Annotated in this window: 19 protein-coding genes; 3 read left to right on the top strand and 16 right to left on the bottom strand. The window is 57.2% G+C overall.

Features of this window, described 5'->3' with window-relative positions; genetic code table 11:
* Window positions 1-267: 267 nt before the first annotated feature.
* The 12 genes from BM004_RS39855 to BM004_RS39800 all read right to left on the bottom strand — a co-directional run bounded on the left by BM004_RS39855 (window position 268) and on the right by BM004_RS39800 (window position 11,505).
* Window positions 268-1,716, bottom strand: a complete 1,449-nt coding sequence (locus BM004_RS39855) for an NAD-dependent succinate-semialdehyde dehydrogenase (protein ID WP_093222368.1) — start codon at window positions 1,714-1,716, stop codon at window positions 268-270.
* A 22-nt stretch (window positions 1,717-1,738) separates the two neighbouring features.
* The gene (locus tag BM004_RS39850; RefSeq protein WP_093222364.1) at window positions 1,739-2,959 is read right to left on the bottom strand and encodes an iron-containing alcohol dehydrogenase; all 1,221 of its coding nucleotides are present in this window, start codon (window positions 2,957-2,959) and stop codon (window positions 1,739-1,741) included.
* Window positions 2,960-2,995: 36 nt separating this feature from the next.
* Window positions 2,996-4,018, bottom strand: coding sequence for an Ldh family oxidoreductase (locus BM004_RS39845; protein WP_093222362.1), 1,023 nt, complete (start codon window positions 4,016-4,018; stop codon window positions 2,996-2,998).
* 78 nt (window positions 4,019-4,096) lie between these two features.
* Complete coding sequence (locus BM004_RS39840) at window positions 4,097-4,612, bottom strand: cupin domain-containing protein (protein ID WP_218152787.1); 516 nt, start codon at window positions 4,610-4,612, stop codon at window positions 4,097-4,099.
* A 95-nt stretch (window positions 4,613-4,707) separates the two neighbouring features.
* Entirely contained in the window at window positions 4,708-5,574 is an 867-nt protein-coding gene (locus BM004_RS39835) for a Bug family tripartite tricarboxylate transporter substrate binding protein (protein ID WP_177206793.1), read from the bottom strand.
* A 322-nt stretch (window positions 5,575-5,896) separates the two neighbouring features.
* Complete coding sequence (locus BM004_RS39830) at window positions 5,897-6,649, bottom strand: SDR family NAD(P)-dependent oxidoreductase (protein WP_093222358.1); 753 nt, start codon at window positions 6,647-6,649, stop codon at window positions 5,897-5,899.
* 111 nt (window positions 6,650-6,760) lie between these two features.
* On the bottom strand, window positions 6,761-7,057 hold the full coding sequence (locus BM004_RS39825) for a DUF1330 domain-containing protein (protein ID WP_093222356.1): 297 nt from the start codon (window positions 7,055-7,057) through the stop codon (window positions 6,761-6,763).
* Entirely contained in the window at window positions 7,058-7,633 is a 576-nt protein-coding gene (locus BM004_RS39820) for a cupin domain-containing protein (protein ID WP_093222354.1), read from the bottom strand.
* A 63-nt stretch (window positions 7,634-7,696) separates the two neighbouring features.
* Window positions 7,697-8,740 (bottom strand): 4-hydroxy-2-oxovalerate aldolase, encoded by a 1,044-nt coding sequence (gene dmpG / locus BM004_RS39815; RefSeq protein WP_093222352.1) that lies wholly within the window; start codon window positions 8,738-8,740, stop codon window positions 7,697-7,699.
* Window positions 8,737-9,678: an acetaldehyde dehydrogenase (acetylating) gene (locus BM004_RS39810; protein WP_093222350.1), complete on the bottom strand. Its 942-nt coding sequence runs from the start codon at window positions 9,676-9,678 to the stop codon at window positions 8,737-8,739. The genes dmpG and BM004_RS39810 overlap by 4 nt, the downstream gene beginning before the upstream one ends.
* Window positions 9,679-9,713: 35 nt before the next feature.
* Window positions 9,714-10,454: an SDR family oxidoreductase gene (locus tag BM004_RS39805; protein WP_093222347.1), complete on the bottom strand. Its 741-nt coding sequence runs from the start codon at window positions 10,452-10,454 to the stop codon at window positions 9,714-9,716.
* Window positions 10,455-10,536: 82 nt separating this feature from the next.
* Window positions 10,537-11,505: a quinone oxidoreductase family protein gene (locus tag BM004_RS39800; RefSeq protein ID WP_093222345.1), complete on the bottom strand. Its 969-nt coding sequence runs from the start codon at window positions 11,503-11,505 to the stop codon at window positions 10,537-10,539.
* Between the two features lie 242 nt (window positions 11,506-11,747).
* On the opposite strand from BM004_RS39800, the gene BM004_RS39795 reads away from it, so the two are divergent.
* Both BM004_RS39795 and BM004_RS41205 read left to right on the top strand, forming a co-directional pair.
* The gene (locus tag BM004_RS39795) at window positions 11,748-12,707 is read left to right on the top strand and encodes a LysR family transcriptional regulator (RefSeq protein WP_177206792.1); all 960 of its coding nucleotides are present in this window, start codon (window positions 11,748-11,750) and stop codon (window positions 12,705-12,707) included.
* A gap of 116 nt (window positions 12,708-12,823) precedes the next feature.
* A complete protein-coding gene (locus BM004_RS41205) occupies window positions 12,824-13,540 on the top strand; it encodes an alpha/beta hydrolase family protein (RefSeq protein WP_143072683.1) in 717 nt (238 codons plus the stop codon).
* A gap of 134 nt (window positions 13,541-13,674) precedes the next feature.
* Here BM004_RS41205 and BM004_RS39780 read toward each other — a convergent pair whose 3' ends face one another.
* The 3 genes from BM004_RS39780 to BM004_RS39770 all read right to left on the bottom strand — a co-directional run bounded on the left by BM004_RS39780 (window position 13,675) and on the right by BM004_RS39770 (window position 16,561).
* Complete coding sequence (locus BM004_RS39780; protein ID WP_093222335.1) at window positions 13,675-14,640, bottom strand: tripartite tricarboxylate transporter substrate-binding protein; 966 nt, start codon at window positions 14,638-14,640, stop codon at window positions 13,675-13,677.
* Window positions 14,641-14,786: 146 nt separating this feature from the next.
* The gene (locus BM004_RS39775; protein ID WP_093222333.1) at window positions 14,787-15,680 is read right to left on the bottom strand and encodes an amidohydrolase family protein; all 894 of its coding nucleotides are present in this window, start codon (window positions 15,678-15,680) and stop codon (window positions 14,787-14,789) included.
* 44 nt (window positions 15,681-15,724) lie between these two features.
* A complete protein-coding gene (locus tag BM004_RS39770; RefSeq protein ID WP_093222330.1) occupies window positions 15,725-16,561 on the bottom strand; it encodes an aldolase/citrate lyase family protein in 837 nt (278 codons plus the stop codon).
* 72 nt (window positions 16,562-16,633) lie between these two features.
* Here BM004_RS39770 and BM004_RS42615 point away from each other — a divergent pair, with 72 nt between their 5' ends.
* Window positions 16,634-17,566: a LysR substrate-binding domain-containing protein gene (locus BM004_RS42615; RefSeq protein ID WP_093222328.1), complete on the top strand. Its 933-nt coding sequence runs from the start codon at window positions 16,634-16,636 to the stop codon at window positions 17,564-17,566.
* A gap of 90 nt (window positions 17,567-17,656) precedes the next feature.
* Here the strand turns inward: BM004_RS42615 and BM004_RS41200 are convergent.
* Window positions 17,657-17,791: integrase core domain-containing protein (locus tag BM004_RS41200; protein ID WP_143072682.1), on the bottom strand; the 135-nt coding region annotated here is incomplete at its 5' end.

Genomic DNA, 17,791 nt, shown 5'->3' with positions numbered 1-17,791 from the left:
AGCGGTTCTTCATGCACACCATCGCAGCGTGCATGGACCACCGATCCTGCACATCAGCCTTCAACGAAAACAGAGGGTACTGAGAAGACGCTTACTCTTTAACCACTCGGAAACGGGGGGAAGCTGTTGCGAAACAAGGTCTCCCATGTGCTCATACTTAGGGAAAGTACGCCACCTGCAATGTAGGGTTGCGAGCGTCCGTCCAGCCAGCAGCGAAGGAAACATCCGTGCCTCACGGCAGTGGCAAGCCAATCCTCGGCTGCTCGTCTACCACGCGGTCGAAATGTATTTAGCCTCCATGAACTCGAGCAGACCGTGGTGTGCTCCCTCTCTGCCCAACCCACTTTGCTTCACGCCACCGAAAGGAGCAGCGGGATCAGATACCAAGCCGCGGTTCAGTCCGATCATGCCGCTTTCCAGCAGTTCCGAGACACGCAGCCCACGAGCCAAGTCGCGGGTATAGACGTAGGCCACAAGCCCATACTCAGTAGCATTGGCCAAACGAATCGCTTCGGCTTCATCGTCGAATATGACCAGTGGCGCGACCGGGCCGAAAATTTCTTCCTCGAGCAGATCAGCCGTTGGCGGAACGTCGGTCAGCACGGTCGGCGCATAGAAGAAGCCTGTGCGCGAGAGCGCTTGCCCTCCGGTGAGTATCTTGGCGCCTTTAGTCACCGCATCGTCTACCAGCGACGCGACCTTTGCCAGGGAGGCACGGTTGACGAGCGGACCGCACTGCGTCGCTGACTTGACGCCGTCATCCACGACCAATGCTTGCATTCGATCGGCTAGCTTGGCGCTGAATTCGGAAGCGATGTTTCTTTGCACGTAGAAGCGATTAGCAGCCGTGCACGCCTCTCCACCATTGCGCATCTTGGCCAGCATGGCGCCGTCCAACGCCGCTTCTATGTCCGCGTCATCGAAGACGATGAATGGCGCGTTGCCACCCAACTCCATGGAGCAGTTGATAACCGAGTCGGCAGCCTTGCGCAAAAGGGTGCGCCCCACTTCTGTGGAACCGGTAAAAGAAAGCTTGCGTACGCGTGGATCTTCAAGAATCGTGCCGCAGACCTTACCAGCGGTCGATGTCGTAATGACGTTCACGACGCCATCCGGAACGCCGGCCTCTGCAAGCAAGGCTGCAATTGCGTAAGCGGTGAGTGGCGTCTCAGTCGCCGGTTTCAAGATGCATGTGCAGCCTGCTGCGAGCGCGGGCCCGATCTTTCGAGTTGCCATTGCCGCTGGAAAGTTCCATGGCGTGATCAGAAGCGAAATCCCGACTGGCTGATATTGGACGACGATACGACTTTGACCGCTCGGGGAGATGCTGATGTCGCCGCTGATGCGCACCGCTTCCTCGGCGAACCATCTGAAGAATTCGGCTGCATAAGCCACTTCCCCGCGAGCATCTGAAAGCGCTTTGCCATTCTCCATGGAGATCAGCCGGGCGAGGAATTCAGCATCGCGCTGCATCAGTTCGTAAGCGCGCCTCAGAATCTCGCTGCGCTTGCGTGGCGCCGTCGCTTTCCATGTATTTGCGGCGCTTGAAGCTGCCTCAACTGCACGCTGCGCGTCCTCCACCGTGGCGTCCGCGACTTCAGCCAGTACGGCTTCTGTAGAGGGATCGAACACTTCGATGCGAGCCCCAGATGAAGAAGGCTGCCAATGTCCTCCGATAAAGAGGTCGGAGTGAAATTCGGATTCGAGCACGGTCATAGAGAGAGGTGAAAAGTTGAGGTCAAACCGGGATGGGATGAAGACGACCATGGAAAGCGTCTTCCACGATGCGCTTCATAGAGGCGGCGTCCAGCGGCCGCGGGTTGTTGTTCACGAGCCGCGTTGAAAGCATTGACTGCTCAGCGACCCAGTCGATCTTTTCCTCGCTCAGACCGAGATCCGAGAGTGTGAGTGGAATTCGGATGTCACTCAACAGTGTTCGGATACGGCGGATGGCGGTGACGACGAGCTCACGCTCCGTTCCTGTAGCCCCTAGGCATCGGCCTATCTCCGCTATCTGTGGCATGCACGCAGAGGCGTTGAATGCCATGACGTATGGAATCAGTGCGGCGACACCGATTCCGTGCGCTGTCTGAGTCAGGGCGCCGACAGGGTACTGGATGGCGTGCGCAGCCGCGGTTCCAGCAACGCCGAATGCGAGGCCGGCCGACATGGATGCGAACATAAGCATCGAGCGAGCTTCGAGGTCTGCCCCATTCTGCACGGCGCGCGGCAAATGCTCGACGATCAGCTTGATGGCCGAAAGCGCATGATGGTCGCTGAACATGTTCTTGCCCACGAAGACGCGTGTCAACGCGAGATCTGAGACTCTCGTGTGGGTGACGGCGGTGAATGCTTCAATCGCATGTGTGAGCGCGTCAGCCCCTGAAAGCGCGGTTAGCGCCGGCGGGCAAGTGAGGGTGAGCTCAGGATCGCAAATGGCCGTGTGCGGAATCAGGAACGGGCTCGAAATGCCGACCTTGAGATCCCGCGCAAGATCCGCGAGAACAGCAATGGGGGTGACTTCGGAACCAGTGCCAGCAGTAGTGGGGATTGCGACGACGGGGATGATCGGACCGGGCACTTTGAGTTCGCCATAGAACCTGTCAGCCGGCCCGTCGTGCGTAAGCAACAAGCCGACGAGCTTCGCCATGTCCATGCAGCTTCCGCCGCCGACGCCGACTACGACATCCGGTTTGAAGCTCCTGTTCTGCTGGACACAAGCCTCGACACTTGAGAGTGGCAGTTCGGGTAGCGTGTCGGCAAATACTTTCGCTTCGACACCGGCATCGTTCAAGCTTTGGATCAAAGAAGCCATGTCCACTGAGCCGCCGAAACGCGCATCTGTACAAACGAGCGCTCGCTTCCCGATTGATCCCGCGACTTGGCCTATCGCATGTCGCTGACCGTTGCCGAATAGGATCGCGCGCGGCGATCGTAGTACGCCGAAAAGTTCATTCATTGAATTTACCTATGAAATGCGACCGCCAAAGTGCGGTCATGATGCAGTGGCGAGCCTCTGAATCTGCGTCCAGACATCTCGGTTCAGCTCGATACCGCTCTTTAGGGAGATGGAGCGAACACGGTTTGCTCGGTCTCCTGGAACTGCAACGGAGCGTCCTGGGGTCGAAGGAGGGCAGGCTCGTATGGACTCCAGGTACGCTGAAACTCTGGACGCCACGGAGGACGAAGTGGGATCCACGACGATGAAGACATCGCCTTTGTTGCACAGCTGATCCGAGTCCAGTGTTCCCTTCACATCCGTGCCCAGTGCCGAATCCGTCAACGTGGCGACGAGCAGTTCAAAACTCAGCCCCAACGCGTAGCCTTTTGCGTCGCCGAACGGCGCAATGGCACCATTCTTAGCTGCGCTAGGGTCTAGCGTCGGATCACCCCTCTCATCGAGCGCCCAGCCCGGTTCCAGTCGCTGACCGCGGTGCGCATGGGCGTGAATCTGTCCCATGGATACCAAGCTGGTCGCCATGTCCAGGACGAAGGGGCTGGGGCGAGAGGGGATGCCGATTGCAATCGGATTTGTTCCCAGCATGGCTTTGCGCCCCCCCCAGGGATGGACCAGCGCTTCACTGGTAGACAGTGCGATCAAGATCTGCTCGGCTTTAGCAACCCGTTCGGCGTAGTACGCCAGCATGCCGAGATGGTTGTTGTTCCGTATACAGGCGACTGCCAATCCGCTCGCCCGCGCGCGCTCGCTCGCGATGTCTAGCGCGTTCAGCGCCACTACCGGCCCGAACCCGGCCTCGCCATCGACTTCCAAAAAGGAGTCACTGCGGAAGCGAACCCGTCCCTTTGTCCGCGGGCAGAGAACCCCGTTGCCGATGCGCTCGACCAGCCTGGGCAATCGCTGCAGGCCATGCGATGCTCGCCCGCGGAGCTCCGCTTCAAGTAAAAGGTCAACTTGGATGGCTGCATGGTCGGCGGGTGCGCCTGCTTGTAGCAATGCCTGGATGCCAGCTTTTCTGCAAACCTCCGCTTCAACGAACAACGTCTCGTGCTGTTCCATATATCGATTCACATAGATCCCTTCACCATGCCGTACCAGAGCAGAGCCGACAGGTCAGCCATTCGCACTGGTACATCATTAATGCGCGAGGTGCACGAGGTCACCTTCTTCGGTCAAACCGATGCCGACTTGAGGTCCGAGACGACGTACCTCGTTCTTGACCGTTTCCGGCCAAATGATTCGACCAGGGACACCGCTGAGGATGCCGATCATCCAAGCCTCATCGTCGCTGACGTTCTTGAAGCAGCGAAAGACGCCGGGCGGAACTGCGATAACGTCGCCAATATTCAGTTCCAGTTGGCTCTCCTCGCCATCACCCCAGACAATGATCCACTTGCCGGACATTGGAATGAACACTTCGGTGGTGTCATGAGAATGAAGCGCGCCGCGAGTTCCCGGCTTGCTCTTGATATAACCCAGGCGAAATCCGTCAATGCCAGCAAGGGCCGGGGCGAGATTGGGGTCACTCGGGCTCTCGGTGACTCCAGGACCGATGACGTTGAAGATCTCCCGCGCGTGGCCCGGCAAGAGCGTATCGACATAAGCCTTATGGCTAGACCTGATCTCGACACGGCGGGCGACGCACTTGAGCATTTCCGCTTTGCTTATTTGCACTCCAAGCATTTTCTTCCCTACATCTGTAAGTGATTGAATCTAGACCGAGAACGCAAAGAGGTGCACACGCAGTCTCAATCGATGCGTATGCTCTTTGCCTTGATAAGCTTGCCCCATTCGTCGAATTCTTTGCGAATGATCTGGGTGATCGCTTCAGGGGTGGTACCTGTGGGGGTCGAATCCGCCTCGGCCATGCGACGACGCATCTGCGGGGAGTTGGTGATGCGGACGAACTCATTGTTCAACTTCGCAATAACCTCTTGCGGCGTGCCCGCCGGCACCCAAACTGCATTCCATCCCACCAGTTCCATGCCCTGGACTGTCTCGCTCATTGCAGGGACGTCGGGAAGGGTTTCGATTCGCTTGGGGGAGGCAACCGCCAGCCCCCGCAGCTTTCCCGACTTAACGTACGGAATGGCTGAGGCAAATGGCTCGATCGAAAAAGATACCACTCCACCGATGACGTCGAGGATAGGCGTCTGCTTGTACGGCACTTGCACCATCTTGGCGCCCGTACGTTCGTCAAGCAGTTCCATCAGCAAGTGGCCGGGCGTCCCGGGACCGTAGGTGCCGTAATTGATCGTGCCCGGGGCTCGCTTGGCCGCAGCAATCAACTCGGCCAAGTTCTTTGGAGCGAAGTCGTTGTTGGCGACAATCACGTAAGCGGTTGTGAGCGTCTGCGTGACCGGCACCAAGTCCTTCAGCGCGTCATACGGCATCTTGCTAAAGAGATGGGGATTCATCGTGAACGGCTGGTTGTAGCCGTACAGAACCGTATAACCATCCGGAGCCGCTTTGGCGACGGCGTCGCCGGCTAGCATCCCAGAGGCGCCAGGCCGGTTCTCGATGACCACAGCCTGACCGAGGCTCAACCGCAGTTGCTCACCGTAGAGCCGCGCGAACATGTCCGGTGCACTGCCGGCCGGAGCTGGCACGATCATTCGAACCGGCCGGATTGGCCACGCAGATTGCCCCCAAGCTACGGTGGTTGCGATCACTAGTCCACCGCAAGCCAGAAGGGCTCGAATAGTCCGTTTCATGATGGTTGTCTCTGGTTTCGTTGTCGGCCTATGACGAGCGTGCGGAGAGTTATTCGCATGCCGTCTCCATCCTGTCCTTCTCGCGAGGAGAGGGTGTCATATTCAAAGGGTAATCAATAATTTTCACAATCACCCTCCAGCTATGTCTGCATTCGCATTCGCCATTTATGAGCCGACACTAAGCGGCCGACTCTGGCGTGGAAGTGATATCGCCCTCGCGGGCTCAGACCTGAACGGTGCCGCCGTCGACAAAAAGCTCGACCCCGTTTACATAGCTCGCGTCGTCGGAAGCGAGAAATAAGACAGCCTTTGCGACCTCATCGGGCTGTGAAACACGCCCCATGGGCACATTCAGCGCGAATTGCGCAAGCAGTTCTTGGGCGCCTTCGTAGCTGCCAGTTGCGTGTTCGATCGCCGCCGTATTGCAATAGCCGGGACTAACCGCATTGACACGGATCTGTCGGTCTTTCAGCTCACTCGTCCATGTCCGGACCAAGCTGCGAACTGCCGCTTTCGAGGCGCTAAGCAAGCCGAAACCCGGAACGCCTTTGATTGTCCACATCGAAGCGTTGACGACGATATTTGACCCGGCGTGCATCAACGGCAGCGCTTTTTGGACCGCGAAAAGAACACCGGCGACGTTTGTTCCGAATGTCTCGTGATACTGCGCCTCGTCAATCTCCTCGATCCTCGCCACATGCGCCATGCCAGCGTTGGCGAACAGCACGTCGATTCTTCCCGCCTTCTCCTTGATCGACGCGTAAGCGCGATCGATGTCTGCGGGGTTCGAGACATCGCCCTGAATTCCGACCGATCCGTTCCCAATCGTCTTCTCAGCCGCTGTGAGTTCAGGCTGTCGTCGTCCAAGAACAAAAACTTTTGCGCCTTCGGCAGCGAAAAGATTTGCCACCGCGAGGCCAATGCCGCTCGTGCCACCGGTCACTACCGCCACTTTGTTCTGCAGTCTTTTACTCATCTTGTGCCTCGTAGGTTTAAGTCTTCTGTGTCCGTACCACTCGCTACGCGTGAGCGCTCAGCGCGCAACACCGGCCACGGCGCCGCCGGTGTTGTGAATGCTCTTCAATGATCAGGCAGGCGGATCGCCGTCAACCAACACGATGCTGGAGGTCGCACTAGCTTGTCGGACTCGTTTCGCCTCCGCATAGTCCACGGAGTTGATCCAACTTCTGGCCGCCAACATGTCAGGAAACTCGAGAACGGCGAGCCGCTTGGGCGCCCAGTCTCCCTCTTGACGCTCCAACGCACCCCCCCGGACCAGAAAACGGCCGCCGTACTTAGCCACGGACGGCGGAGACAATACCTTGTATCGCTCGAAGGATTCGGCGTCGTGAATTTCGATGTCACTGATGATGTACGCAGACATTTACTTGCCGCCAATCTCAGCGTGGGCCTTCTCGAGTCGGAAGATGTTCCCCGCCGAGTCAAAGCCAATACCGACTTTCGGACCGATGTCACGCACTTGATCGAGCACCTTCTTCGGCCACACGAGTCGTCCGTGCTTCTCTCCCGCGAGAATGGCCAACATCCACTGCTCGGTCGTGCCAATGTTCTTGAAGCAGCGGAAGACGCCGGGTGGGATGGCAATGACGTCGCCTTCGTCCAGTTCGAGAGTGTGCTCTTCCTCGTCACCCCAGATGATCTGCCAGCGGCCACTCATCGGAATGAAGACTTCCGTGGTGTCGTGCGCGTGCAGTGCACCACGCTCGCCCGGCTTGTTGCGGACGTAAGCCAGATTGAAATCAGGCACACCAGATATGGCCGGTTTAAGATTCTCATCGCTCGGGTTCTCCGATACACCGGGGCCCAGAATGTTGAAAATCTCCCGACCATGGTTTGGTAGCAGAACATCCACATACGCCTTGTCGCTGGATCTCATCGCCGAGCGTCGCGCCACGAATTTCAGCATCTCTTCTTTGCTTACCTGCAGTCCTGTAGTCATTGAATCTCCTATTTGGGGTTGAGTGAATTGAATGTGGAACGTAGTTCGGCACGTCCAAGCCGTCTACTTGGTCAAGGCGGGCTCGTTGCGAGCGGCGGCGCTCTTGCGATCGAGAAGATCCAAGGCGACATCGATAATCATGTCTTCTTGCCCGCCGATGAGATTGCGCTTTCCGACTTCGAGCATGATCTCTCGCGAATCGATGTCGTACGTGCGGGCGGCCCGCTCTACATGGCGCAGGAAGCTTGAGTAAACGCCGGCATAGCCTAGAGTGAGCGTCTCGCGGTCGACACGAACCGGTCGATCTTGCAACGGCCGGACAAGATCGTCGGCGGCGTCCTGCAGTTTGAAGAGATCGCAGCGGTGTTGCCAACCGTATTTATTGGCGACCGCGATGAACGCTTCGATCGGACAGTTGCCGGCACCGGCGCCCATGCCCCCGAGCGATGCATCGATGCGCCGAGCGCCGTTCTGAACCGCAACTACTGAGTTGGCGACGGAAAGTGAGAGATTCTCGTGTGCATGAATGCCGCGCGCGGTCTTGGGGTTGAGCTGTTCATTCAGAGCCTTGAAGCGTGCCTCGGTATCGGCCATCGTGAGATTGCCCGCCGAGTCTCCGATCACGACGCCATGCGCGCCGTAGCTCTCCATCAACGCCGCTTGCTTTCCAAGGTTCTCCGGCGTGGTGGCAGATGACATCATCAAGAAGCCAGAAACGTGAAAACCCATCTCTCGAGCCGCCGCAATGTGTTGCGCCGAAATATCCGCTTCCGTGCAATGCGTGGAGATTCTTAAGATCTCAACGCCAGCATCTCTGGCGCGCCGCAGGTCGTCGACGGTACCGATTCCGGGAAGAAGTACCGTTGCCAGCTTTGCGCGCTTTGCTGTTTTGGCTGCTTCACGCACATACGCAATGTCCGAGTGCTTGCTGAATCCATAGGCCAAGCTCGATCCGTTCAGCCCGTCGCCGTGGCCAACTTCAATCGCATCAACACCGGCCTCGTCAAGCGCTGCCACGATGTCACGCACGTGCCCTAGATCGTATTGATGCCCGATCGCATGCATTCCATCGCGGAGTGTGACGTCAATGATGAATAGATCGATCATGCCTGTGCTCTTTCGCTGCTGATTTCTTGCGCCATTCGCTCAGCCGTTCTGACGGCTGCGGAGGTCATGATGTCCAGGTTGCCAGCGTAGGCAGGCAGATAGTGAGCGGCGCCTTCAACTTCGATAAATATCGAGACTTGCATGCCTACGAATGGCGCCGCAGGCGCTTGCCGCTTAAGCCCTGCGCTCGCTCGATAGTGCTCGAACTGGACCTTCTGCTTGAGTCTGTAGCCGGGAACGTATTCGGCTACGGCGCTGACCATCTTCTCGATCGAGTGCCGGACAGTGTCTTCGTCCGCTTCGTCACAAAGACAGAAGACGGTATCGCGCATCATCAAAGGTGGTTCGGCAGGATTGATCACGATGACCGCCTTGCCATGAGTTGCACCTCCGACGCTTTCCAATGCATGGGCAGTGGTTTCGGTGAATTCGTCGATGTTTGCCCGAGTTCCCGGGCCCGCCGACCTTGATGCGATGGATGAGACGATTTCGGCGTAGTGGACCTTGGTAACAGCAGACACCGCAGCGACGATTGGAACGGTCGCTTGGCCGCCACACGTGACCATGTTCACGTTTCTGGCGTTAATGTTCGCATCAAGATTGACCGACGGGACCACGTAAGGTCCGATCGCTGCGGGCGTCAGGTCGATGACTCGCTTGCCACGTTCCATCAACGCCGCTGAGTTGCGGTGATGCGCCGCAGCGGATGTGGCATCAAAGACGATCTCTATGTCATTGAAGCAATCCATCTTCAGCAATCCCTCGACGCCCTCGTGAGAGGTTTCAAGGCCGAGACGCTTGGCGCGGGCCAATCCGTCCGAGTTGGGGTCGACTCCAACCATAGCGCTGACTTTTACGGACTTCGACCTCATCAGTTTGACCATCAAGTCTGTACCGATGTTGCCGGAGCCGATGATTGCGGTCTCTGGTTTTGACATATGGTTCTTTCGATATTGCATTGAGGGGACAACCGTCAGACGACGCCTCCGTTCGCGCGGATGACTTGGCCATTTACCCATTTGCCGTCGGCACTGGCAAGAAAGGCCACGACACCTGCTATGTCACCCGGCTGGCCGAGCCGACCGAGAGGAATTCGGTTCGTGTACATATCGAGTTCTTCTGGGGACTTGCCCGCGAGAAAGAGGTCGGTCACGACCTGACCAGGCGAGACGCAGTTGACAGTGATGCCGCGCAGACCGAGCTCCTTGGCGACCACGCGTGTCAGTCCATCCACCGCGGATTTGGTTGCTGCATACACGCCAAAGTTTGGGTGGTAGAGTCCAACAACGCTGGACGAAATGGTGATGATTCGACCGTTGTCCGACATGCGTCTGGCTGCCTCCCGCATTCCGCGGAAAACGGCTCCCACGTTCAATGCAATCTGTTGAGCAAACGATTCATCAGTCACCGTTGCGATCCCGCCTTGCTCCAGCATTCCAGCGTTGTTCACTAGAACATCGACCCGACCAAACGATTCGAAAGCTGCGTCGAAAAGGATGGCAGCGCCGTCCGTCTGCGCGACATCGGTGTGGACTGCGATCGCGCGCCCGCCGGAAGTCTCGATTTGGGCTACGACATTTTGAGCATCTACCTTGCTGCTCGCGTAGTTGACAACCACGTTGACACCATCTAGCCCGAGGCGACGACTGATCTCAGCTCCGATTCCTTTTGATCCACCGGTAACGATCGCAACCCTCTTTTCAATAGTGCTCATCTGAATGCTTCTGTGTTTATGACAACGTAGGCGGCCTGCTTCCGCATGCGCTTGTTGAATATCGGCTGTGACTTGAAGGAGGTCACGGGATGAGGATGGTCGATCCCACGAGCTTTCGAGCTTCGAGGTCGGTATGTGCTCGAACCACATCGTCTAGCTTGTATGTGTTCGAGGCCTTTGCGACGATGTCGCCAGCAACGATTCGCGCAAAGAGATCGGCTGCGCTAGAGCGCAGATCCGCTGTCTCTTTCATGTAGGGGCCCATCGTCGGACGCGTGACGTACAAGGCGCCTTTGGCGGCGAGGCCCTGGACGTCGAGCGGCGGTATGGGACCCGCAGCTGCGCCGAAGGCCGCCAGAAGTCCGCGTGGCGCGAGACAGTCGAGAGATCTGGTGAAGCTCTCGCTGCCAACTCCGTCATAGACGACCGGCACGCCTTCGCCGTCAGTAATTTTGTGCACCTCGGCGACAAAGTTTTGCGCTTCGTTCACGATGACGTGGTCGCACCCGGCGGCTTCTGCCACAGTCCGCTTTGCGGCCGTGCCAACAGTTCCGATGACCGTTGCGCCGACCTGCTTGGCCCATTGGCACAGAATCTGACCGACGCCGCCGGCTGCGGCGTGTACCACGATCGTGTGCCATGGTTCGACTTTGAACGTTCGCTGGATCAAATACTCTGCCGTCATTCCTTTCAGCAGCACGCTCGCGGCATCGGGTAACGTGATGGACGCCGGGATCTTGATAAGGCGCGAGGCTGGCCGAACCACGAACTCGGAATACGCTCCAATCTGGTCCACATATCCGACACGATCTCCGACCACGAAATCCGAAACATCGTCGCCGACCTTCTCCACCACTCCCGCCCCCTCGTGGCCGATGACGAGTGGGTAGCTGGCTGGATACCTGCCGGTTCGGTAATAGACGTCAAGGAAGTTCAAGCCAATAGCTTCGTTTCGGACGAGCACCTGGCCTGTTCCGCACGATGGCAATTTGACGTCCTGCACTTTCATGACGCTAGGCGGTCCGGGTTCTCCGATGATGATGGCGCGCATGCTTCAGTGTTTTTCTTGTGCTCGGGAAAGCCTGATCGCCCGACACATCGTGGTTGTCTCAATAAGGACGGCGTCTGCTCGCTGAGCGGAATCGGTCGCCACCTGCTTTTTTGTTGTGGCGGTCTCTTTGCCGCCACGCAGTGCATTGCAGCATTGCCCTCGACGGCCAGCAATAAACCGCTGGCTATCTCCACATTGCATTTCGAAATGTTGCGATGCTGGAAAGGCGACCCCTAGCACGCGTGTATGCTGCACAGGTGAAAAATCGATTTGGCCGCCTCAACGTCGATCTGCAACTGCTGGCATGTCTCGATGCGTTGATTTCTGAGCGCTCCGTGACGCGCGCAGCTGAGCGCTTGGAAATGAGCCAGCCTGGAATGAGCAACGCGCTGGCGCGACTGCGTCGCGTGACCAATGACCAGATACTCGTTCGCACGGCCAGAGGCATGGTGCCCACCGCACGCGCGAGGGAAATGGCCGAATCCGTACAGACGGCAATGCACGCACTGGAAGACGTGTTGGGCGACCGCGGCCCGTTTGATCCGTCGACCGCCCGTGGCGTCATTACCGTGGCGACGACTGACTTCCCCAGCATATTGATCTTCCCGCTCGTCATGGAGCGCCTCCGCGCCCTGGCGCCTGGAGTCACCGTCGAGATGCGCCTCCCGGACCCCCTCCACGTCACTCAATGGCTCACTGAAGGTGAATGTGATCTCGTGATCGGATATCTTCCCGAACCCTCATCAGGGCTGCGCTTCGTGGACCTCTTCGAAGAGAAGCTAGCTTGCATCGCTTCCTCCGACCAAAAATTCTCCGCGCCTCTCGAACTCAATGACTTCTTGCGAGTTCGGCATGTGGTGCATGGTTCGCCGTTCGCCCAACTGTCGACGGTCGAGACCATGCTGGAGAGCGAGTTCGCGCGCCAAGGCGCCAGGCGCCGAGTAGGCGTCCGCGTCTCCTCGGTGATGCAAAGTCCCTACATGGTTGTACAGACGGACTTGCTTGCGGTCTTGCCAGCGGCCCTTGCGCGGCACTTCGCGAAGATCTTGCCGGTGCAATTGGTGCCGACAAGTTTCGAGTTGCCAAGAATCAAGCTCAGCATGGCCTGGCACGAGCGATCCCATCGGCTCGGCATGCACATGTGGATTCGCGAGCTCATTCGCGACGTGGTCGCCAGAGAGTTCGACGCGGCATCTCGCTGACTGCGCGGTTGCGCCTCCGTCCGACATTCACCGCGTGAACGTCGCTATTCGCGAGAGTTGATGGCTCTCGCGGCGAGCCAGTGCTTCAATCCGGAGGCTTTATATCGGAGATAAACTTGAATCAGGAAGAATTCGAACTAGCGTTACAAGGACGTAAAGTCCCTGGCGTGCTATTCCTCAATGGCGCGTCCAGTCAACCGGCCCCGATCGTCCTCACCCAACATGGTGGAAGCAGCCACAAGCTTGGGCAGGAGGTATTGGATCTCGCCGAAGTTTTTGTCGAACGCCACGGCATGGCTATGGTATCCATCGATGGACCGGTCCACGGCGATCGTCGCGACGGGGGGCATGCGAGCGCTTCGCGCGAAGAGACTGTGCAGAATTTCTTTCGCACATGGCGGTCGCCAGGAAACGGCATCGAAGACATGATTGCCGACTGGCGCGGTGTGATCGACTGGTTGTGCAAGGACCAACGGTTCGATGCTTCGGCGATCGGCTGGGCGGGGGTGTCCATGGGGACGGCATATGGGCTTCCGCTCCTCGCCGCAGAGCCGCGTATCAAAGCCGCAGTGATTGGCATGTGGGGGCTGTCGTTCGATAACTCGCAATCGCTGGCTGCCGCGGCTGCGGCTGTACGCTGTCCGTTGCTGTTTCAGATCAAATGGGACGACGCGCTTTTTGATCGCAGTGGCCAAATCAGCTTGTTCGACAAGATTGGCACCAAGGAGAAGTGGCTGAACGTGTACCCAGGCGGGCACGAGCGAGTGGTGGGGCAGCAGATGTGCGACACAGAAGGGTTTCTCGTCGAGCGCCTGTGCTTGGACAGGTTCTGATTCGGTTTGCGATGATTCGGGCGCGGAATCCACTGCGCCGAATATTGATCCCCCCTCGTTCCATGTCCGTCAAGTCATACAGCCAAGAGGCTGCGCTCTCTTGTGATCGGAGAGAGGCATCCGTGCGTTAATAATTACTCCGCTCTATATCCTACAGCTTTTACCATCCGCTCTGATGCAGCACTACTCTTTTCGAGACGCAGTTTCACATCTTCAGCGGAACCGTATTGCGCAAGCATCCCCAGGGTCGCAACAGAAGAAGTAAACGCGGAAGATTTGACTACTTTTTCCAAAGATGCAGAGTATTGCGCCAAAACAGCTGGCGAGGTACCTGCCGGAGCAAACAAGGCGGTAAACATTACCTCCTCGTATCCGAAAATTCCCAATTCCTTATATGTTGGTACGTTAGGAAGGCTGCTCAACCGCTGTGTTCCATTTACAGCTACTATGCGAATCCTTCCTGCTGCTGCCGGAGCTAACATTCCTCCCACTGAGCCGATCGCCGCAGGAATCTGGCCCCCAAGTAAGTCTTGAAGCATTGCGGCATCTCCTCGGTAGGTAACTGCGGACAAGTCTCCGCCCAGACCATGCGCTATGAGGCTTACCGCGAAGGCGGGGGCACTGGCAGGCGCAGGAACGCCGACATTTCCAGCTCCGCTAGTTTTCTTTGTCCAAGCAACGAAATCTTTTAGCGAAGGCGCGAACTTTGCTATTGTCGAATTAAGGACAAATACGTCGGGTTGACTCGCAACCAAACCGATAGGAACAAAATCCCGCTCAGCGTTGAATCCCGGCTTGAGTGCGGTCAGCGGGATCATTGAGAGTGTATGACTGTTGGACAGAAACAGAGTGAGACCGTCAGAGGCAGATGCCTTTAGCGTCTGCGCAGCAATTTGACCTCCGGCGCCTGGTCGATTCTGGACGATTACAGGAGCATTCAGCTCGTGCTGTAGCCCGTCAGCAAGATGGCGTGCCACGAGATCGGTCGCGCCGCCGGGCGGTGAACCAACCAAAATAGTAATGGGTCGGCTCTGAGCGAGTGCAGACGTTGAAACGAAAGCGCATACCGCGACCACCAGCGATTCTTTGATCCAAAACATTGTTAATCCTATCCCAGGAAAACGTCGGCAAGGCAACCTTGCAGACGCATACTTCATACCCGAGCTTGACGCCAATTAACTCGCAAGATTATTGGATTCTGGCGGTGGGTCACGTGGTGGCTGGTCTCCTCTCTTCGCGCCGCCTTCTATATTCCTACCTCGTTAAATCCAAATAATTGAGTCGGGTTATCAACCAGTATTTTCTTCCTCATTGTGGGCTCAGGGACCCAATCGGCGAACAAATTCAATAGCTCGCCCGTGTCCCTATCGCCTTCGGGAATGTGCGGCCAATCGCTGCCCCAAATAACCCTGTCCGGAACCGCCTCAATGATCGCTTTCGCAAGCGGTTTCAGTCGTGCAAAGTTGCCGTCTTTCGCCAACCGATAGGGCCCAGACAGCTTGAACCAGCCCTTTCCTTTCGCTACTGCAGCAAGTAGGCGGTCGAAGTCCACACGAGTAAGGCCATCGCTCTCCAACATGTATCCCATGTGGTCAATCACAAAATCGCTCTCTAGTTCGGGCAAGAATGGAATCAAATCTCGAACGACCCAGCCTGGGGTGTAGAACTGTACGTGCCATCCTAGAGAACGGGTGCGTTCAATACTGGTGCCGATGAATTTTCGCAAGCGTGCGGTTGACAACGAAGACCTTAGAAACATATCAAGCCGTATCGCACGCACTCCTCGGGCGTGCATAGCGGTAAGTTCTTCAAAGGACACATCGTCGCTCACCATTGCTACGCCACGTGCATTGATTCCTACGGAGTCTAATGTGTCAAGCATGCACCGGTTATCAGTTCCGTAGAAACTGGGTTGGACGACGACGAAGCGTTCAATGCCAAGCGCACCAAGCGCGTTTTTCAATTGCGGGAGGCTTCCGTCAGGCAACGTGTAGTGCGGTTTAGAGACTCGCGGATAGATCGATTCAGGCCCGAAGACGTGCACATGGGCGTCGCAAGCGCCCGGCGGAATGGGAAAGTCGGGAGCCGAGAGTGTCCCGGCACGGCGCATTGGCTTAGAGATTAGGACTTCTGAGTTCATGATGAGGAGCGGAAAGGGAAGTAAATGATTAGTCGTTTGGAGGCTTAGCCATCCAGAAGGCCACTTAGAGAGGCAAGCGCGTTACTAACGCGCTCGTGCATTGCCATCATCAGAATGTCGGTGTCGATGCCGGTCATAAGAAACGGTGCAGCGCCACGTCGAATACAGTCTGCGATGTAGCCTGGCTCCGCGACACCGCCAATTACCAATGGCTTGTTCGCACGAGCACACGCGGCAAGCGCGGCATCATGAGCTTCACGCATCAATCTATGAACCGAAGGTCCCACCACACCGAGTTCGGCACTCAGATCGTTGCTCCCGATGCCGACGAGGTCTACACCTTCGACGCGAGCAATCGCCTCGATGTTCTCTATCCCGCGCGGGCTTTCGACCAGCAGTTTGACGATCGTTGATCGGTTTGCAGCCTCATACAGGTGCGCTGGCGGCATCCGACGATGCCCGAACTGGGGCAGCGTCGCGATGGCCGAACGATGCCCCTCAGGAGGAAATCGGCAAGCGGCCACTGCATCAGCCGCCTGCTCAGCTGTTTCAATCCTCGGCATGATGATGCCAGCGGCGCCTGAGTCAAGTAGTCGTCCAATGACACCAAACTCCCGCTCGGGCACACGCACAAATGGGACAAGTCCAACGTCTTGGGCCGTACTGCAAATGGCTCCAGCTACGTCAATGGGCATGGTGCTGTGTTCCAAATCAATCCATACCGCGTGATGATTGGTGGACTTGGCAAGACGGGCGATTTCTGCGGTCCGGGCACTTCGCACACCTAACGCCGTCACTGGCTGGCGGCGCGCCAAGCGTTCCATCACTGGGTTGCCCGAATTAGCGCCAAGGTAAGAAAAGGCGTGGTTCTGAGTTTGCATGTCGCTCACTCTAGAGAATTTGACTTATATTCAGAAATATTATTTTTTTGATGATTGCCATACTCTGGAGGTATGATGGAGATGCGTCACCTGCGCTACTTCGTTGCTGTCGCGGAAGAACTGAGCTTTACTCGCGCGGCTCGACGGCTTCACATCGCGCAGCCGCCTTTAAGTACGCAGATTCGCCTGTTAGAAGAAGAACTCGAGACTCAGCTATTCGAACGCGACAAACGCCACGTATTTCTAACCGAGGCGGGACGCCACTTTCTAGAGAGAGCCCGTGGGATCTTGGCCGACACCGAGTCGGCAAAGACAGAGGTCCGGAGCGCAGCGCTAGGCGAGATAGGCCGAATAGTCCTTGGCTACACAAACTCAGCGATGTTCTTGCCGGCTTTGCCTAGGGCAGTTAGAAGTTTTTGCGCCAAGCACCCCAAAGTAAAGGTCGCGCTCCATGAAATGACTTCATTAGACCAACTCGACGCGGTCCATATGCGAAGACTTGACCTCGGCATTCTTCGACGCCCCAACGTGGCAGTACCCAGTGGCATAGTGCTGGAGCAGTGGTGTGAGGCTCCTTTATTAGCGGCCATTCCACTAGACCATCCGCTCAGTCGGACGTCTGTGCGGATCGTAGACTTGCGGAACCAGCCTCTCATACTCTATGAGCGCAGCGCGGGTATAGGGTTGTATTGGAAGGTATTAGAGCTCTGTTCTCTCGCAGGCTTCAGACCACATACAGTTCAAGAAGCTCGAGATGCATCAACTATCATCGGTCTGGTAGCAGCTGGCGTTGGCATCGCGGTAGTTCCGGACGGTGCTGATTGCATCAAGCTTGAAGGCGTAGTCTTCAAACGGCTGGAGGAGGGAAGCGCTTCATCATCTCTTCACTTTGCATATCGGCAGGATGACTCGTCCCCTCACAGAGAGTCGCTACTGAAGGAGCTTCGTCTTTCGGCCGATGTTTCTCCTGGGCGACCCAAAAAGCGCGACGGTGAGTTGCCTTGAAGAGCGTGATGAGGATCAATTGCTTGGGGGAGCACTGACCTGCCCCCTCTTGCCGTGCCATTCCTAACGAGGAAGTCCGGGGTTGCAAGATTAATTGATCTCGGTGGTGTTTGAACTGGGCCGAGCTGCATCGCCAGCGCGCTGGCGATGCAGCTCGGCGAACTTGGCTGGTGGCATGCGATTGCAACTGCTGTGCGGCCTGACCTCGTTGTAGTCCTGCCGCCA

Source organism: Variovorax sp. OK212, assembly GCF_900112425.1.
Classification (GTDB): domain Bacteria; phylum Pseudomonadota; class Gammaproteobacteria; order Burkholderiales; family Burkholderiaceae_C; genus Variovorax.
The sequence above is the reverse complement of the archived record's forward strand: the minus strand, read 5'-3'. Positions and strand labels throughout refer to the sequence as shown.

Bases quoted from the DNA above. Each gene is read 5' to 3' on its own strand.
- BM004_RS39820 (WP_093222354.1), bottom strand. From the start codon at position 7,633: ATGACTACAGGACTGCAGGTAAGCAAAGAAGAGATGCTGAAATTCGTG.
- BM004_RS39770 (WP_093222330.1), bottom strand. From the start codon at position 16,561: ATGCAAACTCAGAACCACGCCTTTTCTTACCTTGGCGCTAATTCGGGC.
- BM004_RS39805 (WP_093222347.1), bottom strand. From the start codon at position 10,454: ATGAGCACTATTGAAAAGAGGGTTGCGATCGTTACCGGTGGATCAAAA.
- dmpG (WP_093222352.1), bottom strand. From the start codon at position 8,740: ATGATCGATCTATTCATCATTGACGTCACACTCCGCGATGGAATGCAT.
- BM004_RS39825 (WP_093222356.1), bottom strand. From the start codon at position 7,057: ATGTCTGCGTACATCATCAGTGACATCGAAATTCACGACGCCGAATCC.
- BM004_RS39810 (WP_093222350.1), bottom strand. From the start codon at position 9,678: ATGTCAAAACCAGAGACCGCAATCATCGGCTCCGGCAACATCGGTACA.
- BM004_RS39835 (WP_177206793.1), bottom strand. From the start codon at position 5,574: ATGATCGTGCCAGCTCCGGCCGGCAGTGCACCGGACATGTTCGCGCGG.
- BM004_RS39840 (WP_218152787.1), bottom strand. From the start codon at position 4,612: ATGCTCAAGTGCGTCGCCCGCCGTGTCGAGATCAGGTCTAGCCATAAG.
- BM004_RS39850 (WP_093222364.1), bottom strand. From the start codon at position 2,959: ATGAATGAACTTTTCGGCGTACTACGATCGCCGCGCGCGATCCTATTC.
- BM004_RS39780 (WP_093222335.1), bottom strand. From the start codon at position 14,640: ATGTTTTGGATCAAAGAATCGCTGGTGGTCGCGGTATGCGCTTTCGTT.
- BM004_RS39855 (WP_093222368.1), bottom strand. From the start codon at position 1,716: ATGACCGTGCTCGAATCCGAATTTCACTCCGACCTCTTTATCGGAGGA.
- BM004_RS39830 (WP_093222358.1), bottom strand. From the start codon at position 6,649: ATGAGTAAAAGACTGCAGAACAAAGTGGCGGTAGTGACCGGTGGCACG.
- BM004_RS42615 (WP_093222328.1), top strand. From the start codon at position 16,634: ATGATGGAGATGCGTCACCTGCGCTACTTCGTTGCTGTCGCGGAAGAA.
- BM004_RS39800 (WP_093222345.1), bottom strand. From the start codon at position 11,505: ATGCGCGCCATCATCATCGGAGAACCCGGACCGCCTAGCGTCATGAAA.
- BM004_RS39775 (WP_093222333.1), bottom strand. From the start codon at position 15,680: ATGAACTCAGAAGTCCTAATCTCTAAGCCAATGCGCCGTGCCGGGACA.
- BM004_RS39845 (WP_093222362.1), bottom strand. From the start codon at position 4,018: ATGGAACAGCACGAGACGTTGTTCGTTGAAGCGGAGGTTTGCAGAAAA.